Here is a 16,022-nt window from a genome sequence, read left to right on the forward strand (position 1 = left end):
TAAGAGACACGCCCTAGCCGCCCGGCGTCGTCCGTGCGGGCGTCCCGGCGCGAGTGCTGCAGCAGCACCAGGGCGAGCAAGGCCGTGAGGGTGGGGTCCCCGGGCGTCAGCGCCCGCACCGCACGGACCAGGCGGATCGCCTCGCCGGCCAGCTCGGCGCGCACCGGGTCAGGCCCGCTGCCCGGGGCATACCCGGCGGTGAACGCGAGGTAGACCGTCTGCGCGACCGTCGACAGCCGGCCCGGCAGCTCGGCGGCACCCGGCACGGCGAAGGGGATGCCGGCCGCCACGACCTTCTTCTTGGCCCGCGTCAGCCGGGCCGCCATCGTGGCCTCGGGCACCAGGAACAGCCGGGCGATGTCGGGCGTGCTGACCCCCACCACCAGACGCAGGGCGAGGGCGCTCGCGGCCTCCGGCGCCAGCGCGGGGTGGGTGCACATGAGGACGAGCCTCAGGAGGTCGTCCTCCACCAGACCCCCGGGGTCGGCCATGGCGCCTCCGCTCCCTGCGGTGCGCTGGATGTCGCTGACCAGCAACGGCATACGGCGGTGCTGCATGGCCTCGGCGCGCAGCCGGTCGAGCACCCGCCGCGCGGCCGCGGTGTGGAGCCAGGCCACCGGGCTGTCCGGGACTCCGTCCACGGGCCACCGTCGCGCGGCGGCCTCGACGGCGTCGGCCAGGGCGTCCTCGACCAGGTCGAGCCGGCGGAAGCGCGCGAGGAGCAGGGACGTCAGGCGTCCCCACTCCTCGCGCACGACGGACCCGAGCAGCGCGAGCGACGCGTCAGGTTCGCCGGTCACGGCGCCTCAGCCGAGCTCGATCGTCGGACGGATCTCGACGGTGTAGGTCGCCGGCAGCAGCCGCGCCACCGCCACCGCTGCGTCCAGGTCGGGCAGCTCGACGTCGTAGTAGCCGGCGATCATCTCGGCCGTCTCCGCGAACGGACCGTCCGTCACCACGACCTCGCCGCCCTCGTGGCGCACCGTCGTTGCGGTGTCTGCCCCCGCGAGGGGCGCCGAGCCGAGGCGGCGGCCGCGCGCGTCGACGGCGGCCTCGAAGGCGGCGTGCGCGTCGACATACTCCTGCTGCTCCTCCGCCGTCGCCGACTCCCAGGTGCGCGGGTCGTAGGCGAGAAGCACGAGATAGCGCGTCACTACGGGCGATCCGCGGGATCGACGTTGGGGCGGACCTCGACGCCGTCGCCCGTCTCGGCGATGATCTGGCAGCACTCGAGCAGGCCGTCCAGGTCGTCCGTCTCGATCTGGTAGTAGCCCCCGACCTGCTCGGCCGTCTCGGCGTAGGGCCCCTCGGTCACGGGCCCGCCGCCCGCAGGGATCGACCTCGACTGCGACGAACGGGTCAGCTCCGCACCACCCACGACGCGGTGGCCGCCCGCGGCGAGGGCCTCGCCGAACCTCTCGTACTGCGCGTAGCCGTCCTTGCGCTCCGCCAGGCTCATCGAGGTCCACCAACGGTCGGCGTCTCCCACGATCAGCACGGTGTAGTCAGCCATGGTCATCTCCCATCCGGGTTGCGGGCCGCGGGTGCGACCTCACCACTGTGACGCGCGGGCCCCCACGAGATCGACAGCTGAGGGGAGGGAAATGACGGCGAGGCGCTCGTGTGAGACCCCCTCCCTGCCGGGTAGGTGCACGAACAAGCCCACCATCGAAGGAGAGTCACATGTCCGACGACACCAACACCACCACCGTGGACCAGCTGACGCTGCAGGACCCCGTGAAGCGGTACCCCTCGATCACGCCGCCCGCCGAGGCGCTGCCCGGCACCGGTCTGGACGCCGAGATGACGCCCAAGGCGGACCTGGGCGAGAAGTCCTACCGCGGCACCGGTCGGCTCGAGGGTCGCAAGGCGCTCATCACCGGTGGCGACTCCGGCATCGGCGCGGCCACCGCGATCGCCTACGCCCGCGAGGGCGCCGACGTCGTCATCACCTACCTCCCCGAGGAGGAGAAGGACGCCAAGAAGGTCGCCGCGATCATCGAGGCCGAGGGCCGCACCGTCGGCACCGTCCCGGGTGACCTGCGCGACAAGGCCTTTGCCAAGACCCTGGTCGACGAGGCCGTCAAGACCCTGGGTGGTCTGGACATCCTGGTCAACAACGGCGGCAAGCAGGTCGCCACGGAGTCCTTCGACGACATCGACGACGAGCAGCTCGAGGCGACCTACGACATCAACATCCTCGCGATGTTCCGCCTCGTGCGCGCCGCCCTGCCGCACCTCGAGCCGGGCGCGACGATCATCAACACCACGTCGATCCAGGCCTACTCGCCGTCGGCGACGCTGATCGACTACGCGTCGACCAAGGCCGCGATCAACAACTTCACGAAGGGCCTGGCGGAGCAGCTGGCGCCCAAGGGGATTCGTGTCAACGCGGTGGCCCCGGGCCCGATCTGGACCCCGCTGCAGCCGTCCGGCGGCCAGCTCCCCGACGACCTGCCGGAGTTCGGCAAGTCGACCGCCCTCGGCCGCGCCGGCCAGCCGACCGAGCTCGCCCCCGCCTACGTCTTCCTCGCCTCGCCCGAGTCGAGCTACGTGATCGGCGAGACGCTCAACGTCAACGGCGGTATGCCGACCCCCTGATCGCGCCCTGCGTTCACCCAAGATCGTGAGGGTTTGGTCCAATTTCCTTGGACCAAACCCTCACGATCTTTGTGCTCTGGGGCAGGCGCTCTGGGGCAGGCGCTCTGGGGCGCTGGACGTCGGTCGTCGGCTCCCCGACCTCTGACGTCAGCTGTAGGTGGGGCGGTCCCCGTCCGCCGGGTCCTCGGTGCCCTGGACGTCGGTGTCGTGCGTCGCCGGGGTCCAGCTCGGGTCGCCGTGCAGCACGGTGCCGTCGTCGAGGGAGATGGTGAGGTTGCTGGCCTTCGCGATGTTCTCCGAGAGGCGGTCGACGACGTGCTTGGGCTGCTCGATGCCGAGCTTGGTCAGGCGCTCGCCGAGCATCTCCGACACCGCGTGGTGGTCCCGCCCGGACTGGGACAGCTCGACCAGGTCGTTGACCAGGATGCGGCGCTGCCGGTCGTCGAGCTGCTCGAGCATGGGGGTGCTGAGCGTGACGATCGCGTCGCGGCTCTCGACGTGCTCGTGACCTGGCTGAAAGCTCTCGGACATGGGGGCCTCCCGGTGGACTGGGCGCCGAGCCGGATGCTCGTCCGCCATGACGTTCCTCGAGCCTAGTTCGCCGGCCGCGCCTGGCGGCCCTTGCGGCCCCCCGCCCCGATCATCGTGAGGATGAGCGTCAGGACGCGGATCGTCCGCAACGGGCCCTAGCGTCGGGGCCATGAGCTATCGCGTGGTCCCTCTCGGACCGGACACCTGGGAGCCGTTCGCCGAGCTCGTCGAGCGCAACAACGGGGTGTATGGCGGCTGCTGGTGCATCGGCTTCCACCCCGAGTGCGGGCAGCGCATCGACCACCGCGCCGCCAAGCGCGAGCGCGTCATGACGGACGGCGCGCACGCCGCGCTCGTGATCGACGAGGACGGGCTCGCGCAGGGCTGGGCGCAGTACGGCGACCCCGACGAGCTCGCCGGCATCAAGCACAAGCGGGCCTACGACCAGGACCCGCCGCCCGAGCCGGACTGGCGCATCACCTGCATCTACGTCGACCGCCGCCACCGCGGGCAGGGGATCGCCCGGCTCGCCCTCAGCGGCGCGCTCGAGCTCATCGCCGCCGCAGGAGGTGGCCTCGTGGAGGCGATCAGCGAGACCACCGTGGGGCGGCAGGCCCAGGGACGGTTCCTGTTCAGCGCCACGGCCGAGCTCTACGAGGACCACGACTTCCAGCGCGTGCGCCAGGTCGGCAAGCACGCCTGGATCCTCAGCCGCACCGTCGCCCCTGCCCACGCGACCCCTGCCACCCCCGTCCACGGCATACCCGCACCATCCGCGCAGGCCGCGCGAGTCCACCCACCGAAGGAGACGCCATGACCACCACCGACCTCCCGCCCTGGGAGCCCCCGATCGCCGGCGACGAGGCCGAGCACCTCGTCGGCATGCTGGACCGCCTGCGCGCGACGTTCCGCTGGAAGGCGGACGGCCTCGACCTGGCCCAGCTCCGGTCCGGCATACCGTCCTCGACCCTCACGATGGGCGGGCTGCTCAAGCACCTCGCCCTCGTGGAGGACGATGTCCTGTGCTGGGCCATCGCCGGCGAGCGGCCCGTCACCAGGACGCGGGTGCCCCAGGGCGAGGACGTGGACGTGGACGTGTGGCAGTTCACCGTGGGGGAGGGGAAGACGGCCGAGGAGATCTACGCCCTGTATGACGAGGCCGTCGCCCGCTCGCGCACGCGGCTCGCCGAGATCGTGGCGCAGGGGCGTCTCGACGAGCCCGCGCACCTGCAGCCCGACGGGCTGCGGCCCAGCATCCGGCGATTCGTGTGCGACCTGGTCGAGGAGTACGGCCGCCACACCGGCCACGCCGATCTGCTGCGCGAGGCGATCGACGGCCGCGTCGGCGAGGACCCGCCCGGCGACTGGGCGTGGCCCGCTCTGAGGCCCGCCCTCTGACCGCCGGTGCGCGTGGGCCCGCGCGGATCGGTGCAGGTCGTACGTCAGATCTGACACCGGACCTGCACCGATCTGCCAGGGCTCACCCATCTGCCAGGGCCCACCGAACTGCCAGGGCCCACCCATCTCCACGTGTCCGCCCGAGCCGGTCAGAGCCAGCCGTTGCGGCGGGCCACGCGCGCGGCTTCGGTCCTGGTGCGCGTCGCCGTCTTGCCGATCGCGCTGGACAGGTAGTTGCGCACCGTGCTCCGCGACAGGTGCAGCCGGCCGGCGATGTCGGAGGTCGAGCCACCGTGCTCCGCCTCCACCAGCACGGCCCGTTCGCGCTCGGTGAGGGGGCTGGCGCCGCTGCGCAGCGCGTGCCGGGCGAGCTCCGGGTCGATGACCGTGGCTCCGGCGACGACCTGGCGGATGGCGTCGACCAGCGCCTCGACCGGCCCGTCCTTGGCGACGAAGCCCCGCGCCCCCACCGCCATCGCGCGCTGCACGTAGCCGGGGCGGGCGAAGGTCGTGACGATCACGATCGCGCACCCCGGCAGCACCGTCACCAGCTCGGCTGCGACGTCGAGCCCGCTGCGCCCGGGGAGCTCGATGTCGATCAGCGCGACGTCCGGGCGTGACCGGGACGCCACCGCGAGGAGCGACTCGGCGTCACCCACCTCGGCGACCACCTCCATGTCGTCCTCGAGGTTCAGGAGCAGGGCCAGCGCGCTGCGCATCATCGCCTGGTCCTCGGCCAGCAGGAGACGGATCATGCCTCCCCCTGCTCGTCGGGGACCCAGGCGGTGAGGGTGAACCCCTCGGGGGTGCCGCGGGTCGTCATACCTCCGCCGGCGGACTCCAGGCGCACGCGCAGGCCCTCCAGCCCGCCCTGCCCAAGGGGACGGCCACGCGACCCGACGCCGTCGTCGCAGACGGTCAGCCGGTGGGCGCCCCCGGCGTGCGCGAGGGTCAACCAGCAGTGGTCGGCGCAGGCGTGGCGCAGGACATTGGTGACCCCCTCGCGCAGCGTCCAGGCCAGCAGCTCGTCGGCCACGCCGACCGGTGGGGACTCGATGCGGATGCTGGTCACCACGTCGGCCGCGGACAGGGCGTCGCGGGCAGCGCCGAGCTGCTCCTCCAGGGTGGGCGCCTGGGCGTCGTGGATGGTGTCGCGGACCTGGCTCATCGCCGTCCGCCCGATGCGCTCGATGCCCTCGGCGTGGCTCGCGGCCGCTGCCGGGTCGGTCGGGGCGAGCCGACGGACCGCCGCGGCCTTGACGACCATGAGCGACAGGGTGTGGCCGAGGACGTCGTGCAGGTCTCGCGCGACGCGCTCCCGCTCGGCGCCGACCGCGCTGACGGCCAGCTGCTCGCGGGTGCGCCGCAGCGCCTCGGCCGTGGCCACGAGCCGGCTCAGCGCGGCGGCGGTGGTGCCGGCCAGGGCGACGACGAACGCCTGCGGCACCGTCGCGTCGTCGACCCCCGAGACCTGGGACATGGTCACCCCGGCGGCGACCGCGCAGGCCGGTATGGCGACAAGCCCGTGACGACCCCGCAGCGCTACTCCGGCGGTCATGGCCACCAGCAGCCACGCGGGCTCCCACCCCGGCCAGGCCAGCGTCGATCCGAGGACGACGACGGCCAGCGCGAGGAGGGCGAGCGTCGAGCGCCACGTGGGGGTCGGCCAGCTGAGCAGCACCGCCGTGACGCAGGTGACCGCCGCGACGAGGCCCAGCGCGAGGCTGAGGTAGGCCGCCGACCCCGCCGGTCGCGACACGACGAGCTGCGCCAGGAGCACGGGGACCCACACCAGGACGGCGGCGTGCCGCTGGGTGACGGTGCTGCGCACCCGCATGAGACTCACCGTACGCCGGTGCTCAGCACGTCCGGGAGCGCCAGCCGGCCGCGATGACGACCGCCGCCACCACCGAGTGCAGCGAGACCAGCGTCATGGTCGCCCCCCAGCTGACCCCGGCCGTCGTCCCCAGCAGCGAGACCAGCGCCACGACGGTGGCGGTCACCAGCCAGATCCGCAGGGCCCGGCGGGTGCGGGTGAGGCGCTCGAGCAGCCGCAGCGTGAGGAACCCGGCAGCCGCGCTGACGGCGGCGGCCACCACGACGTCGAGCGGGCCGACCTGTCGGGTCTGCCCGCCGGCCAGGACGGTCAGGTCGACGCCGACCAGGGGAACCGCGCAGGCCCAGGTCACGAGGGCGCAGACGACAGCGGCCCCCGTCCCCGCGAGGTCGGCCGTCCACGGCGCGCGGGTCGTGCGGTGCGTCGGGAGGGGATGGGTGGCGAGCGAAGCGGTGCGTGTCATGGGGTGCTCCTGCGGGTCGTGGGTGGTGGCCGTCGGAGGCCATGTCATCGACGCTAGGAGCCGGGGTCGGGCGGGGGCAGGGACGGCGGGGGCACGCCTGGCAGGACAGATGTCCTGCCGAGCACGGCGGACCTGCTGCGCGAGGCGCCCGCGTGGGCCCGCCAGGACCGGTGCAGGTCGTACGTCAGATCTGACACCGGACCTGCACCGATCTGCCAGGGCCCACCGATCTGCCAGGGCCCACCCATCTCCTGCCGAGCGGGCGGTCGGCGTCTAGATTGACGAGCCACGGCTCGACCAGCCGTGACCCCCACCCCCCGAAGGGATCCGACGATGACGTCCATCCGTTCTGCCTGGTTCATCCATCCTGACAGCGCCACCCGGTCTGCCCGGTCCACGCGATCCACCGGACCCGCGCGAGCGACGCGTGCCGCAGCGGCCGTCGTGGCGCTGGCCGCGACCACCGCCCTCGCCGCGGCACCGAGCGCCACGGCCGTGCCGGCCCCCGGCTCGTCGGCGACCGCCTCGGCAGCCGCCAGGCCCGCACCGCCCGGAGGCCCCACGACCGGCGCGTGCGGCTTCACCCCGCTCGAGGACCGCACCTACTCCACGTGGGTGGGGCTGCCGCCCGACCCCAAGAAGGCCCAGACCCACGGCAAGGCCGCCGTCGTCCTGCAGACCAACCGGGGCGACATACCCCTGGTCCTCGACAAGGCCGGAGCCCCCTGCACCGTGCAGAGCTTCCTGTTCCTCACCCGCCAGAAGTTCTACGACGGCACGACCTGCCACCGGCTCACGGCCTACCACACGCCCCCGGCGGCGCTGTCGGTCCTGCAGTGCGGTGACCCGCTCGGGACGGGCTGGGGCGACCCCGGCTACTCGTTCAAGGACGAGCTGACCACGGCCCAGGCTCTGACCAACTGGCCGGGCTTCCCCGACGGCAGCCGCAAGCTCTATCCCCGCGGCACCCTCGCCATGGCCAACGGCGGCCCGGACACCAACGGCAGCCAGTTCTTCCTCGTCTACGAGGGCTCGCGGCTGCGACCGGACTACACCGTCTTCGGCCACGTGACCGAGGAGGGCATGCAGGTCCTCGACCAGATCGCCGCCGGCGGGATCGACCCCGGCACCGAGGGCACGCCCCAGGACGGTGCCCCGGCGCTCACCACGGTCATCGAGCGCGAGAAGCGCACCGGGGTCGGCGCCACCCGCTGAGGGAGAGCACGTCGGGCATCTCCCGCGGCCCCGCGCCCGATCCGCCAAGCGTTGCGCCCGCCGAACGCCCGCGCGTCCCCCTCGGTACTGTGGCAGGACCTCAGAGGAGAGGGAACGGCTATGGCAGGCAAGGCGATCAGTCGCAGGGAGGTGCTTCGGCTCGGCGCGGGACTGACCGCGGGAGCCGCCCTCGCCGCGTGCTCGCCCGCCCCCGACTCGGTCACCTCCGAGCTGATCCACGGCGCCACCGGCGGTGGGCTCAAGGACACCGTCGACCCGCACTTCCCGGTGACGATGCCGGACATCGCGCGGGTGCGCAGCCTGTTCGAGCCGCTGCTGCGGTTCACCCCGGACTACCGCATCGAGCCGTGCCTGGCCGAGAGCGTGGAGCACAACACCGACGCCACCCGCTGGACCTTCCACCTGCGCGAGGGGGTGACCTTCCACGACGGGCGGCCCCTCACCGCCACGGACGTCAAGGCCTCGCTCGAGCGGATGGGCGACCCCAAGAACCCCACCGCCCTGCTCAGCGACGTCGCCCCGCTCATCGACTTCGCGGCGAGCCGGGCGGTCGACCCGCGCACCTACCAGCTCGTCCTCAAGCAGCCCTACGGGATCATGGACCAGCTGCTCGCGGCCTACACGATGGGCATCGTCCCCCAGGACTTCGACCTGGCCCGTCCGATCGGCACGGGCCCCTTCCGCTACGAGTCCTTCGTGCCGGGGCAGCGCTCGAGATTCCTTCGCCACGACGGCTACTGGGACCGCAAGGCCAGCGTCGACTCGCTCGTGATCATCGACTTCACCGACGACGCCGCCAAGGTCTCGGCGCTGCTCGCCGGCCAGGTCCACACCATCGACAACCTCCCGGCCTACCTCGCGGGGGCGATCGAGCGGCAGGGCGCCCACACCCTCGTCTCCGAGACGGGCGGCTGGGTGCCGTTCACGATGCGGGTCGACGCCAAGCCGTTCTCCGACAACCGGGTCCGTCAGGCGATGCGCCTCATCGTGGACCGCCAGCAGATGATCGACCAGGCGCTGAGCGGCTTCGGGCGGCCCGGCAACGACCTCTACGGCCCGTTCGACCCGGACTACCTCGGCGGCGCGCTGCCGCAGCGGCACCAGGACATCGCCCAGGCCAGGCACCTGCTCAAGGCCGCCGGCCAGGAGGACCTGCAGGTCGAGCTGGTCACCTCCACCGCCGTCGGCACCGGCGGCGTCGAGTCCGCCAACCTCTTCGTCCAGCAGGCCGCCAAGGCGGGCGTCCAGGTGCGCGTCACCAAGGCCGACGCCGGCGCCTTCTATGGCGAGCGCTACCTGTCCTGGGTGTTCGCCCAGGACTTCTGGTCGACCCGCCTCTACCTCCCGCAGGCGATCGCGTGCGCGCTCAAGACCTCGGCCTACAACGAGACCCACTTCAACCACCCGCAGTTCACCGAGCTGATCACCTCGGCCCGCCGCACCACCGACCCCGCGCGGCGCCGCACGCTCGTGCAGGACGCGCAGCGGATCGAGCACGAGGAGGGCGGCCTGATCATCTGGGCGTTCGCCAACCAGGTCGACGGCTACAGCCACCAGGTCACCGGCCTGCAGCCGGCTCGCGAGCAACCCGTCTCGGCATTCCGGTTCAACACGATCACGCTGAAGGGGAGCTGATGGGAGCCACCCCGCACACCCCGCACACCCCGCGCACCGAGCACACCGCCCCGTCCGCGTCGGCGTCGAGCGAGAGCGCCGCCGCCTCGAGCCGCCGCTCGCCGGTCCGGGCCTGGACCCGCTGGCTCGTCCGCCGGGTCCTGCTCGCCCTCGCCAGCCTCTGGGTCGTCTCGGTCATCGTCTTCCTCGCGACCACCGCCCTCGGCGACCCGGTCCGCGCGATCCTTGGCAAGGACTATGCCGTCAGCCCCGAGCGCGTCGCCCAGATCCGCGAGACGCTGCACCTGGACCAGTCGCTGCCCGAGCGCTACCTCACCTGGCTCGGCGGGCTGCTCCGCGGCGACCTCGGCACCAGCATCGCCAGCCAGCAACCGGTCGGCCAGCTCCTCGCCGACAAGGTCGCCAACAGCGCCTTCCTCGTCCTCGTGGTCGCCCTCGTGATGGTGCCGCTCTCGCTCGGTCTCGCGGTCCTGGCCGCGCGGCACCGCGGCCGCGCCGTCGACAACGTCCTGCAGGTCATCACCCTCGCGCTCGCGGGCGTGCCGGAGTTCGTGACGGGCATCCTGCTCGTGGCGCTGCTGTCCACCAGCGTCTTCCACGTCCTGCCCGCCGTCACGGTCCTGCCCGCCGGGGCGATGGTCTGGGAGCGTCCCGCGTCGCTGGTCCTGCCCGTGGCCACCCTCGTCGTCGCCGTCGTCCCCTACCTGATCCGCATCCTGCGCTCCAACCTCGTCGAGACCCTCGACTCGGACTACGTCGAGCTCGCCCGGCTCAAGGGCATCCCCGAGGACCGCGTGCTGCGCCGCCACGCCCTGCCCAACACCCTGGTCCCCACCGTCCAGGTCACCGCGCTGCAGCTGGCCTGGCTGGTCGGCGGCGTCGTCCTGGTCGAGTACCTCTTCAACTTCCCCGGCATCGGCGCGACCCTCGTCGACTCGGTCCGCAACTCCGACTACCCGATGGTGCAGGCGCTCGCGATGCTCATCGCCGCGGCCTACGTCCTGCTCAACCTCGTGGCGGACGCCCTGTCGATCCTGCTGACGCCGCGCGCCCGGACGGGGATGGTCGCATGAGCAGCAGCAGCAGCAGCAGCAGCACCAGCACCGGCGGCCAGACCGGCACCGGCACGCGCTCCCGGTCGCGTCTCGCCGGGCTGGCGCGCGACCCCCGCGTCGTCATCGGGACGATCCTGACCCTGGTCGTCGTGCTGCTCGGCGTGTGCGGCCCGTGGATCGCCCCGCACGGCGAGTTCGACATCGTGGGAAGGCCGTTCACGCGCCAGGGCTCCTTCCTCGGCACCGACTACCTCGGGCAGGACGTCCTGTCCCGGGTGCTGCACGGCGGGCGCGCCATCCTGGTCACCTCGGTCCTCGCGACCGTCCTGGGCGTGCTGGTGGGAGTCGTGTATGGCGTCCTCGCCGCCTACGCGGGTGGCTGGGCCGACGAGCTGCTGATGCGGGCCAACGACGTCCTCCTGGCGTTCCCGCAGATCCTCGTGGCGCTGCTCGTGCTGTCCGCCGTCAAGCAGCCGGCCTGGTGGGTGATCGTGCTGTTCGTCGGCCTCGCGCACTTCCCCCGGGTGGCGCGCGTGGCGCGCGGCGTCGCCCTGACCTATGTCCACCAGGACTTCGTCGGGGCCGCGGAGGCCATCGGCGAGAAGCGCTGGCGGATCGTGGCGACCGAGCTCGGCCCCAACCTCACCGTGCCGCTGCTCGCCGAGGCGGGGCTGCGCCTGACCTACTCCATCGGCCTCATCGCCGGCATCGGGTTCCTCGGGTTCGCCTCCGACCCCGGCGCCGCCGACTGGGGGCAGATGACCAACGAGAACCGACTCGGCCTGCTCGTGCAGCCCTGGGGCGTGCTCGCGCCGGTGCTGATCATCGCGGTCTTCACCATCGGCACCAACCTCATCGCGGACGCGCTGGGCGCCCGGGCCGCCAAGGGGGAGTGATGGACAGCACCGGACCCGCGAGAGACGCGGCGAGCACCACCCCCGACACCCCCGAGGGCCCCGTCTGCGTGGTCGAGGGCCTGCGCGTCGGGCTCACCGGACGCGGGCTCGACGTGGTCGAGGACGTCGACCTCGTCGTGTCCGCCGGCGAGGTGCTCGGCCTGGTCGGCGAGTCCGGCTCGGGCAAGACCACCACGGGCACGGCGCTGCTGGGCTATGCCCGCACCGGCGCCGAGATCACCGGCGGCCGCATCGACGTCGCCGGGCACGACCTGCGCTCGATGAGCTGGCAGCAGGTGCGGGCCGTGCGCGGGCTCGACGTCGGCTACGTCCCCCAGGACCCGAGCTCGGCGCTCAACCCCGCCATCCGGATCGGGCAGCAGCTGCGCGAGCTGCTGGACCTGCACTCGATCGGGACCCCGCAGGAGCGCGACGAGCGCGTCCGCGAGATCCTGCCCGAGGTGGGGCTGCCCGCCGACGACGCCTTCCTGCGCCGCTACCCCCACCAGCTGTCCGGCGGGCAGGTGCAACGGGTGGCCCTGGCCATGGTCTTCCTGCCGCGCCCGGCGGTGCTCGTCCTCGACGAGCCCACCACGGGCCTCGACGTCACGACCCAGGGCAAGGTCCTCGACACCCTCGGGGAGCTGTGCCGCCGGTTCGACGTCGCCGCGCTCTACGTCACCCACGACCTGTCGGTGGTCGCCACCATCGCCGACCGCGTCGCGGTGATGTATGCCGGACAGGTCGTCGAGGTCGGCGCCACGCGTGCGGTGTTCGCCGAGCCGGCCCACCCCTACACGCGGGCGTTGCTGCGCGCCATACCGCACCTGCACAAGCCCTATGCCCTCAGCGGCATCCCCGGCCTCGCTCCCGCACCGGGGCGACGGCCCGACGGGTGCCGCTTCAACGACCGGTGCGAGCACGCGGTCGAGGCGTGCCGGGCCACCCAGCCCGCCCTCGTCGAGGTCTCGCGGACGGGCGGCGAGAGCCACGTCGCGCGCTGCATCCGCGTCGACGAGCTGCCACCGTGGGACCCCGAGGACCGCGCGGTCAGCGACACCGTCCCCGACCGGGAGCGCGAGATCGTGCTCGAGGTCGCGGGGCTGGACGTGAGCTATGGCCGCACCCAGGTCGTCCACGACGTCAGCTTCGACCTGGCCCGCCGCGAGATCGTCGCGCTGGTCGGGGAGTCCGGCTCCGGCAAGACCACCACGTCGCGGTGCGTCGCCGGCCTGCACCAGGACTGGACCGGCCGGATCGAGCTCGAGGGCGAGCAGCTCGTGGCGTCGGCGCGGCGGCGCTCCCCGGAGCAGCGCAAGCGGGTGCAGTACATCTTCCAGAACCCCTACCAGTCGCTGAACCCCCGCCGCACGGTCGAGCAGATCCTCACCCGCCCGCTCGCGCTCTTCGGGATCGCTCGTGGCCGGGCGGCCCGCGAGCGCTCGGCGGAGCTGCTCGACCAGGTCCAGCTCGATCCCTCCCTGCTGAGGCTGCGCGCGGGGCGGCTGTCCGGCGGCGAGCGACAGCGGGTCGCGATCGCGCGAGCCCTCGCCGCCGAGCCGGACGTGCTGGTGTGCGACGAGATCACCTCGGCGCTGGACGTGTCGATCCAGGGCTCGATCACGGCGCTGCTCGACCGGATCAAGGCCGAGCGCGGCATCTCCATGCTGTTCGTGACGCACGACCTCGCCCTCGTGCGCTCGATCGCCGACCGCATCGTCGTGCTCAGCGACGGCCGCGTCGTCGAGCAGGGCCTCACGGCGCAGGTGCTCGACCACCCGCAGGAGGACTACACGCGCGAGCTGCTGGCCCACACCCCGCAGCTGGCCAACGCCTTCGACTGAGCCGACCGCCCCGGCCGTCAGCCGGCGGTGTCCTCGAGAAGGCTCCACAGGGCTGCGACCCCATCGGCCAGGGCCTGCTCCAGCTCGCCGACGTGCTCCGCGACACCGTCGATCCAGCTCAGCGTGAACTCCACGACTCCTTGGTCGGGCAGCGGCACGTAGTAGATGCCGATGCCGCCCTCGCTCGTCGCCGCGAAGGCCGCCCGCACGATGCGCGAGGGGTCGCCCAGCGACGTCGTCGACAGGAAGTCGGTGGTGAGCCGGCCGTATGCCGGGTCGTCGTGCAGCGGCACGGCATACCCGTGGCGATCCGCCATCAGCCGCAGGCCGAAGAGGTGCCGGTCGATCCCCTGACCGCTCTTGCACCGCTTGACCTGCGTGCGGTGCGAGTCCAGGTGGGCCAGCAGGAGATCCGGGGTGGCGGTGCCGTCGACGAGGGCGCTCGCCAGCTCGACGGCCGCCCTGGTGTTGGGGCGCAGGCACTCGGTGCGGCCGCCCTGGTACTCCCGCATGTCCACGGACTCGTAGGTCGAGCGGACCCGGCCGTAGGTCCGCAGCTGGGCGTAGAGCATGACGGCCTGCAGGCAGGCGTCCATCGAGACCTTGACCGGCAGGGTGGGCAGCGGGCCGGCCGGCACGCGCAGGATCCGCACACGCTGCCGGTCCGCCTCGCGGGCGTAGTCGCCGACGCCCTGCTCCAGGGCCGTGCGCTGGTCGGTCGAGAGGACCCAGGCGAGGGGCTCCGTCGACGCGGGCTCGTCGTGCAGGCCGCCCTGGTCGAGGGTCACGTCCTGGGCCCGGCCGAGGATCGCCACGAGGGTGGACCCGTCGAGGGTGCTGTGCTCGAGGTGCAGGCCCGTGAAGTCGTCGGCCAGGTCGACCTGCAGCGTGACCGGCTTGAACGGCCAGGCCAGACCGGGTGCGAACGCCACCTGCCGCAGGTGGTCCGCCGTGTCCGCTCCGTCCTCCGGCGCTGCGGCTTCGGTGGCTTCAGTGACCTTGGAGGCCTTGGAGGCCTTGGTGACCGCGGTGACCTCGGTGGACCCGGTGATCTCGGAGGCCTCGGCGGAGGAGTCGGTGAGGGCGATGAGGAACAACGCCTCCCGCAGCCGCGAGTAGGTGTGGGCGTTGTCGCCGTCCTGCTGCAGCTCGGCCAGCATCGCGGCGGCGTCGTCACCCGCGAGGTAGCCCGCAGCGGTGAACCCTGGCCCCTCGGCCTCCGGCAGCGCCACGACCTCGTCGAGCCCGGCGCGGATCGCCGTGACCGACAACGGTTCTCCGGAGGTGTCGCTCACGCCCACCGCCACCGCGCGCCCGCGCCACAGGGCCACGACCTCGCGGTCGGCGGCGTCCTGGCGGCCGGGCAGGAAGACGTCCAGGCCCTGCCTCGGGTCGCGGAGGCCGCCCTCGACGTGGTCCCACTGCTGCTGGCACAACGGCTCGCCGCGCGGGCTGACGTCGGCGCCCGCGTCCCCGCGCAGGTGCGCGAGGTAGGCCGCGGCCATCCGGTGCACCAGCTCGGCCGCGCGGTCCAGACCGCTCCCGGTCGTCGGCATGGCCAGCTCGAAGCCCACGTTGCTCGACAGCGGCAGCGCCACCCGCGTCACGTGGTAGGCCTCGAGCCAGGCCTCCCACAGCCAGCTCCGCCCGAGCGCGTCCTCCTCGGCCGCGAAGGCCTCGAGGGCGGACTGGCAGGCCGGCCCGTCGCCGGCCGCGAAGGCCTCGACCGCACCACGCGTGACCTCGAGCTCCTCCGGCGACAGCAGCACGGCCACCGTCTCGAGATAGCGGTCGAGCGTCTGGCGCAGCGGGGGCACCGGCAGTGTCTTCGAGGTCGTGGGGGTGGGCGTGCTCGCAGCGGTCATGGACCCTCCTTGCGCGTCAGCCTAGCCACCGTCAGACGCGGGGCGGCGGCGTCATACGGCCCTGGAGCGATGCTGCCGGACGACAGAGTGGTCACAGACCCGACACCAGGGCGCCCCAGACGTCGGATCTGCGACCACTCTGTCGCAGCGGACGAACGACGGCCCCCTCCACACCGGGTGGAGGGGGCCGTCAGGTCGACGGGCGCGAGGCGCGAGGGACCAGGTCAGTTGGCGATCGAGTCGATGACCAGGGAGCCGGCGATGCCGAGCATGAAGACGTCCTTGGCCACGCCCGTGCCCTCCTGGGTGGGGCGGATGCCGTCGATCGTCATGCCGGGGGTCTGGCGGTACATGTTGAGCAGGCCGGCGCTGAACGCACCGAGGCCCGCACCGGCGAGCCAGCCCGGGACGACGGGGAGCAGCAGGGCCGCGCCGAGCGCGATCTCGCCGTAGGCCAGCGCCTGACCGAACTGCTTGGCCGGCACGTCCTTGAGCTGCGGGACGCCCACGGCGCCCATGTCGCGCAGGCCCTGGGCGGCCTCCTCGGGCAGGTTGCGCTTGCCGAGGCCGGAGTTGATCAGGAAGAGGCCGGTGGCGATGCGGGCGGGGGCTGCGGCGATGCTCATGCGTTGTCTCCTGGGGTCTGCGGGGTCAGATGGGT

At 72.9% G+C, this 16,022-nt stretch carries 17 protein-coding genes; 8 read left to right on the plus strand and 9 right to left on the minus strand.

Annotation, left to right across the window (positions count from 1 at the left end; translation table 11 throughout):
• The 3 genes from B4K29_RS05605 to B4K29_RS05615 all read right to left on the minus strand — a co-directional run.
• A partial coding sequence (locus B4K29_RS05605; protein ID WP_286966589.1) for an RNA polymerase sigma factor occupies nt 1–800 on the minus strand: 800 nt, incomplete at its 3' end.
• Between the two features lie 6 nt (nt 801–806).
• A complete protein-coding gene (locus B4K29_RS05610) occupies nt 807–1,154 on the minus strand; it encodes a YciI family protein (protein WP_019286792.1) in 348 nt (115 codons plus the stop codon).
• A complete protein-coding gene (locus B4K29_RS05615) occupies nt 1,154–1,513 on the minus strand; it encodes a YciI family protein (protein ID WP_286958546.1) in 360 nt (119 codons plus the stop codon). Before B4K29_RS05615 ends, B4K29_RS05610 begins: the two co-directional genes overlap by 1 nt.
• A gap of 170 nt (nt 1,514–1,683) precedes the next feature.
• Between B4K29_RS05615 and B4K29_RS05620 the strand changes: the two genes are divergently transcribed.
• Nucleotides 1,684–2,601, plus strand: a complete 918-nt coding sequence (locus tag B4K29_RS05620) for an SDR family oxidoreductase (RefSeq protein WP_019286790.1) — start codon at nt 1,684–1,686, stop codon at nt 2,599–2,601.
• A gap of 147 nt (nt 2,602–2,748) precedes the next feature.
• On the opposite strand, the gene B4K29_RS05625 is transcribed toward B4K29_RS05620, so the two are convergent.
• The gene (locus B4K29_RS05625; RefSeq protein WP_286966590.1) at nt 2,749–3,132 is read right to left on the minus strand and encodes a hypothetical protein; all 384 of its coding nucleotides are present in this window, start codon (nt 3,130–3,132) and stop codon (nt 2,749–2,751) included.
• Between the two features lie 169 nt (nt 3,133–3,301).
• On the opposite strand from B4K29_RS05625, the gene B4K29_RS05630 reads away from it, so the two are divergent.
• A complete protein-coding gene (locus tag B4K29_RS05630; RefSeq protein WP_019286788.1) occupies nt 3,302–3,949 on the plus strand; it encodes a GNAT family N-acetyltransferase in 648 nt (215 codons plus the stop codon).
• Nucleotides 3,946–4,530, plus strand: coding sequence for a DUF664 domain-containing protein (locus B4K29_RS05635; RefSeq protein ID WP_286959749.1), 585 nt, complete (start codon nt 3,946–3,948; stop codon nt 4,528–4,530). The genes B4K29_RS05630 and B4K29_RS05635 overlap by 4 nt, the downstream gene beginning before the upstream one ends.
• A 149-nt stretch (nt 4,531–4,679) precedes the next feature.
• On the opposite strand, the gene B4K29_RS05640 is transcribed toward B4K29_RS05635, so the two are convergent.
• From B4K29_RS05640 to B4K29_RS05650, 3 genes are read right to left on the minus strand one after another with little or no spacing between them, the layout of a single operon-like run.
• Nucleotides 4,680–5,285 (minus strand): response regulator transcription factor, encoded by a 606-nt coding sequence (locus B4K29_RS05640; protein WP_286958534.1) that lies wholly within the window; start codon nt 5,283–5,285, stop codon nt 4,680–4,682.
• Complete coding sequence (locus B4K29_RS05645; protein WP_286959750.1) at nt 5,282–6,367, minus strand: sensor histidine kinase; 1,086 nt, start codon at nt 6,365–6,367, stop codon at nt 5,282–5,284. Before B4K29_RS05645 ends, B4K29_RS05640 begins: the two co-directional genes overlap by 4 nt.
• Before the next feature lie 22 nt (nt 6,368–6,389).
• The gene (locus tag B4K29_RS05650) at nt 6,390–6,830 is read right to left on the minus strand and encodes a DUF6069 family protein (RefSeq protein WP_286966591.1); all 441 of its coding nucleotides are present in this window, start codon (nt 6,828–6,830) and stop codon (nt 6,390–6,392) included.
• A 333-nt stretch (nt 6,831–7,163) separates the two neighbouring features.
• On the opposite strand from B4K29_RS05650, the gene B4K29_RS05655 reads away from it, so the two are divergent.
• The 5 genes from B4K29_RS05655 to B4K29_RS05675 all read left to right on the plus strand — a co-directional run bounded on the left by B4K29_RS05655 (nt 7,164) and on the right by B4K29_RS05675 (nt 13,496).
• Entirely contained in the window at nt 7,164–8,045 is an 882-nt protein-coding gene (locus B4K29_RS05655; RefSeq protein WP_286958522.1) for a peptidylprolyl isomerase, read from the plus strand.
• 120 nt (nt 8,046–8,165) lie between these two features.
• Entirely contained in the window at nt 8,166–9,701 is a 1,536-nt protein-coding gene (locus tag B4K29_RS05660; RefSeq protein ID WP_286959752.1) for an ABC transporter substrate-binding protein, read from the plus strand.
• Nucleotides 9,701–10,774 carry an ABC transporter permease gene (locus B4K29_RS05665; protein ID WP_286966592.1) on the plus strand — a complete coding sequence of 358 codons (1,074 nt, stop codon included), beginning with the start codon at nt 9,701–9,703 and terminating at the stop codon, nt 10,772–10,774. The genes B4K29_RS05660 and B4K29_RS05665 overlap by 1 nt, the downstream gene beginning before the upstream one ends.
• On the plus strand, nt 10,771–11,652 hold the full coding sequence (locus B4K29_RS05670) for an ABC transporter permease (RefSeq protein ID WP_286958509.1): 882 nt from the start codon (nt 10,771–10,773) through the stop codon (nt 11,650–11,652). Before B4K29_RS05665 ends, B4K29_RS05670 begins: the two co-directional genes overlap by 4 nt.
• Nucleotides 11,652–13,496 carry an ABC transporter ATP-binding protein gene (locus B4K29_RS05675; RefSeq protein WP_286958506.1) on the plus strand — a complete coding sequence of 615 codons (1,845 nt, stop codon included), beginning with the start codon at nt 11,652–11,654 and terminating at the stop codon, nt 13,494–13,496. Before B4K29_RS05670 ends, B4K29_RS05675 begins: the two co-directional genes overlap by 1 nt.
• A gap of 17 nt (nt 13,497–13,513) precedes the next feature.
• Here the strand turns inward: B4K29_RS05675 and B4K29_RS05680 are convergent, their stop codons facing one another.
• Together B4K29_RS05680 and B4K29_RS05685 are read right to left on the minus strand one after the other, a co-directional pair.
• Complete coding sequence (locus B4K29_RS05680) at nt 13,514–15,361, minus strand: choline/carnitine O-acyltransferase (RefSeq protein ID WP_286966593.1); 1,848 nt, start codon at nt 15,359–15,361, stop codon at nt 13,514–13,516.
• Between the two features lie 224 nt (nt 15,362–15,585).
• A complete protein-coding gene (locus B4K29_RS05685) occupies nt 15,586–15,987 on the minus strand; it encodes a hypothetical protein (protein WP_286966594.1) in 402 nt (133 codons plus the stop codon).
• Nucleotides 15,988–16,022 lie beyond the last annotated feature (35 nt).

Source organism: Arsenicicoccus sp. UBA6765, assembly GCF_002453335.1.
Lineage (GTDB): Bacteria > Actinomycetota > Actinomycetes > Actinomycetales > Dermatophilaceae > Arsenicicoccus > Arsenicicoccus bolidensis.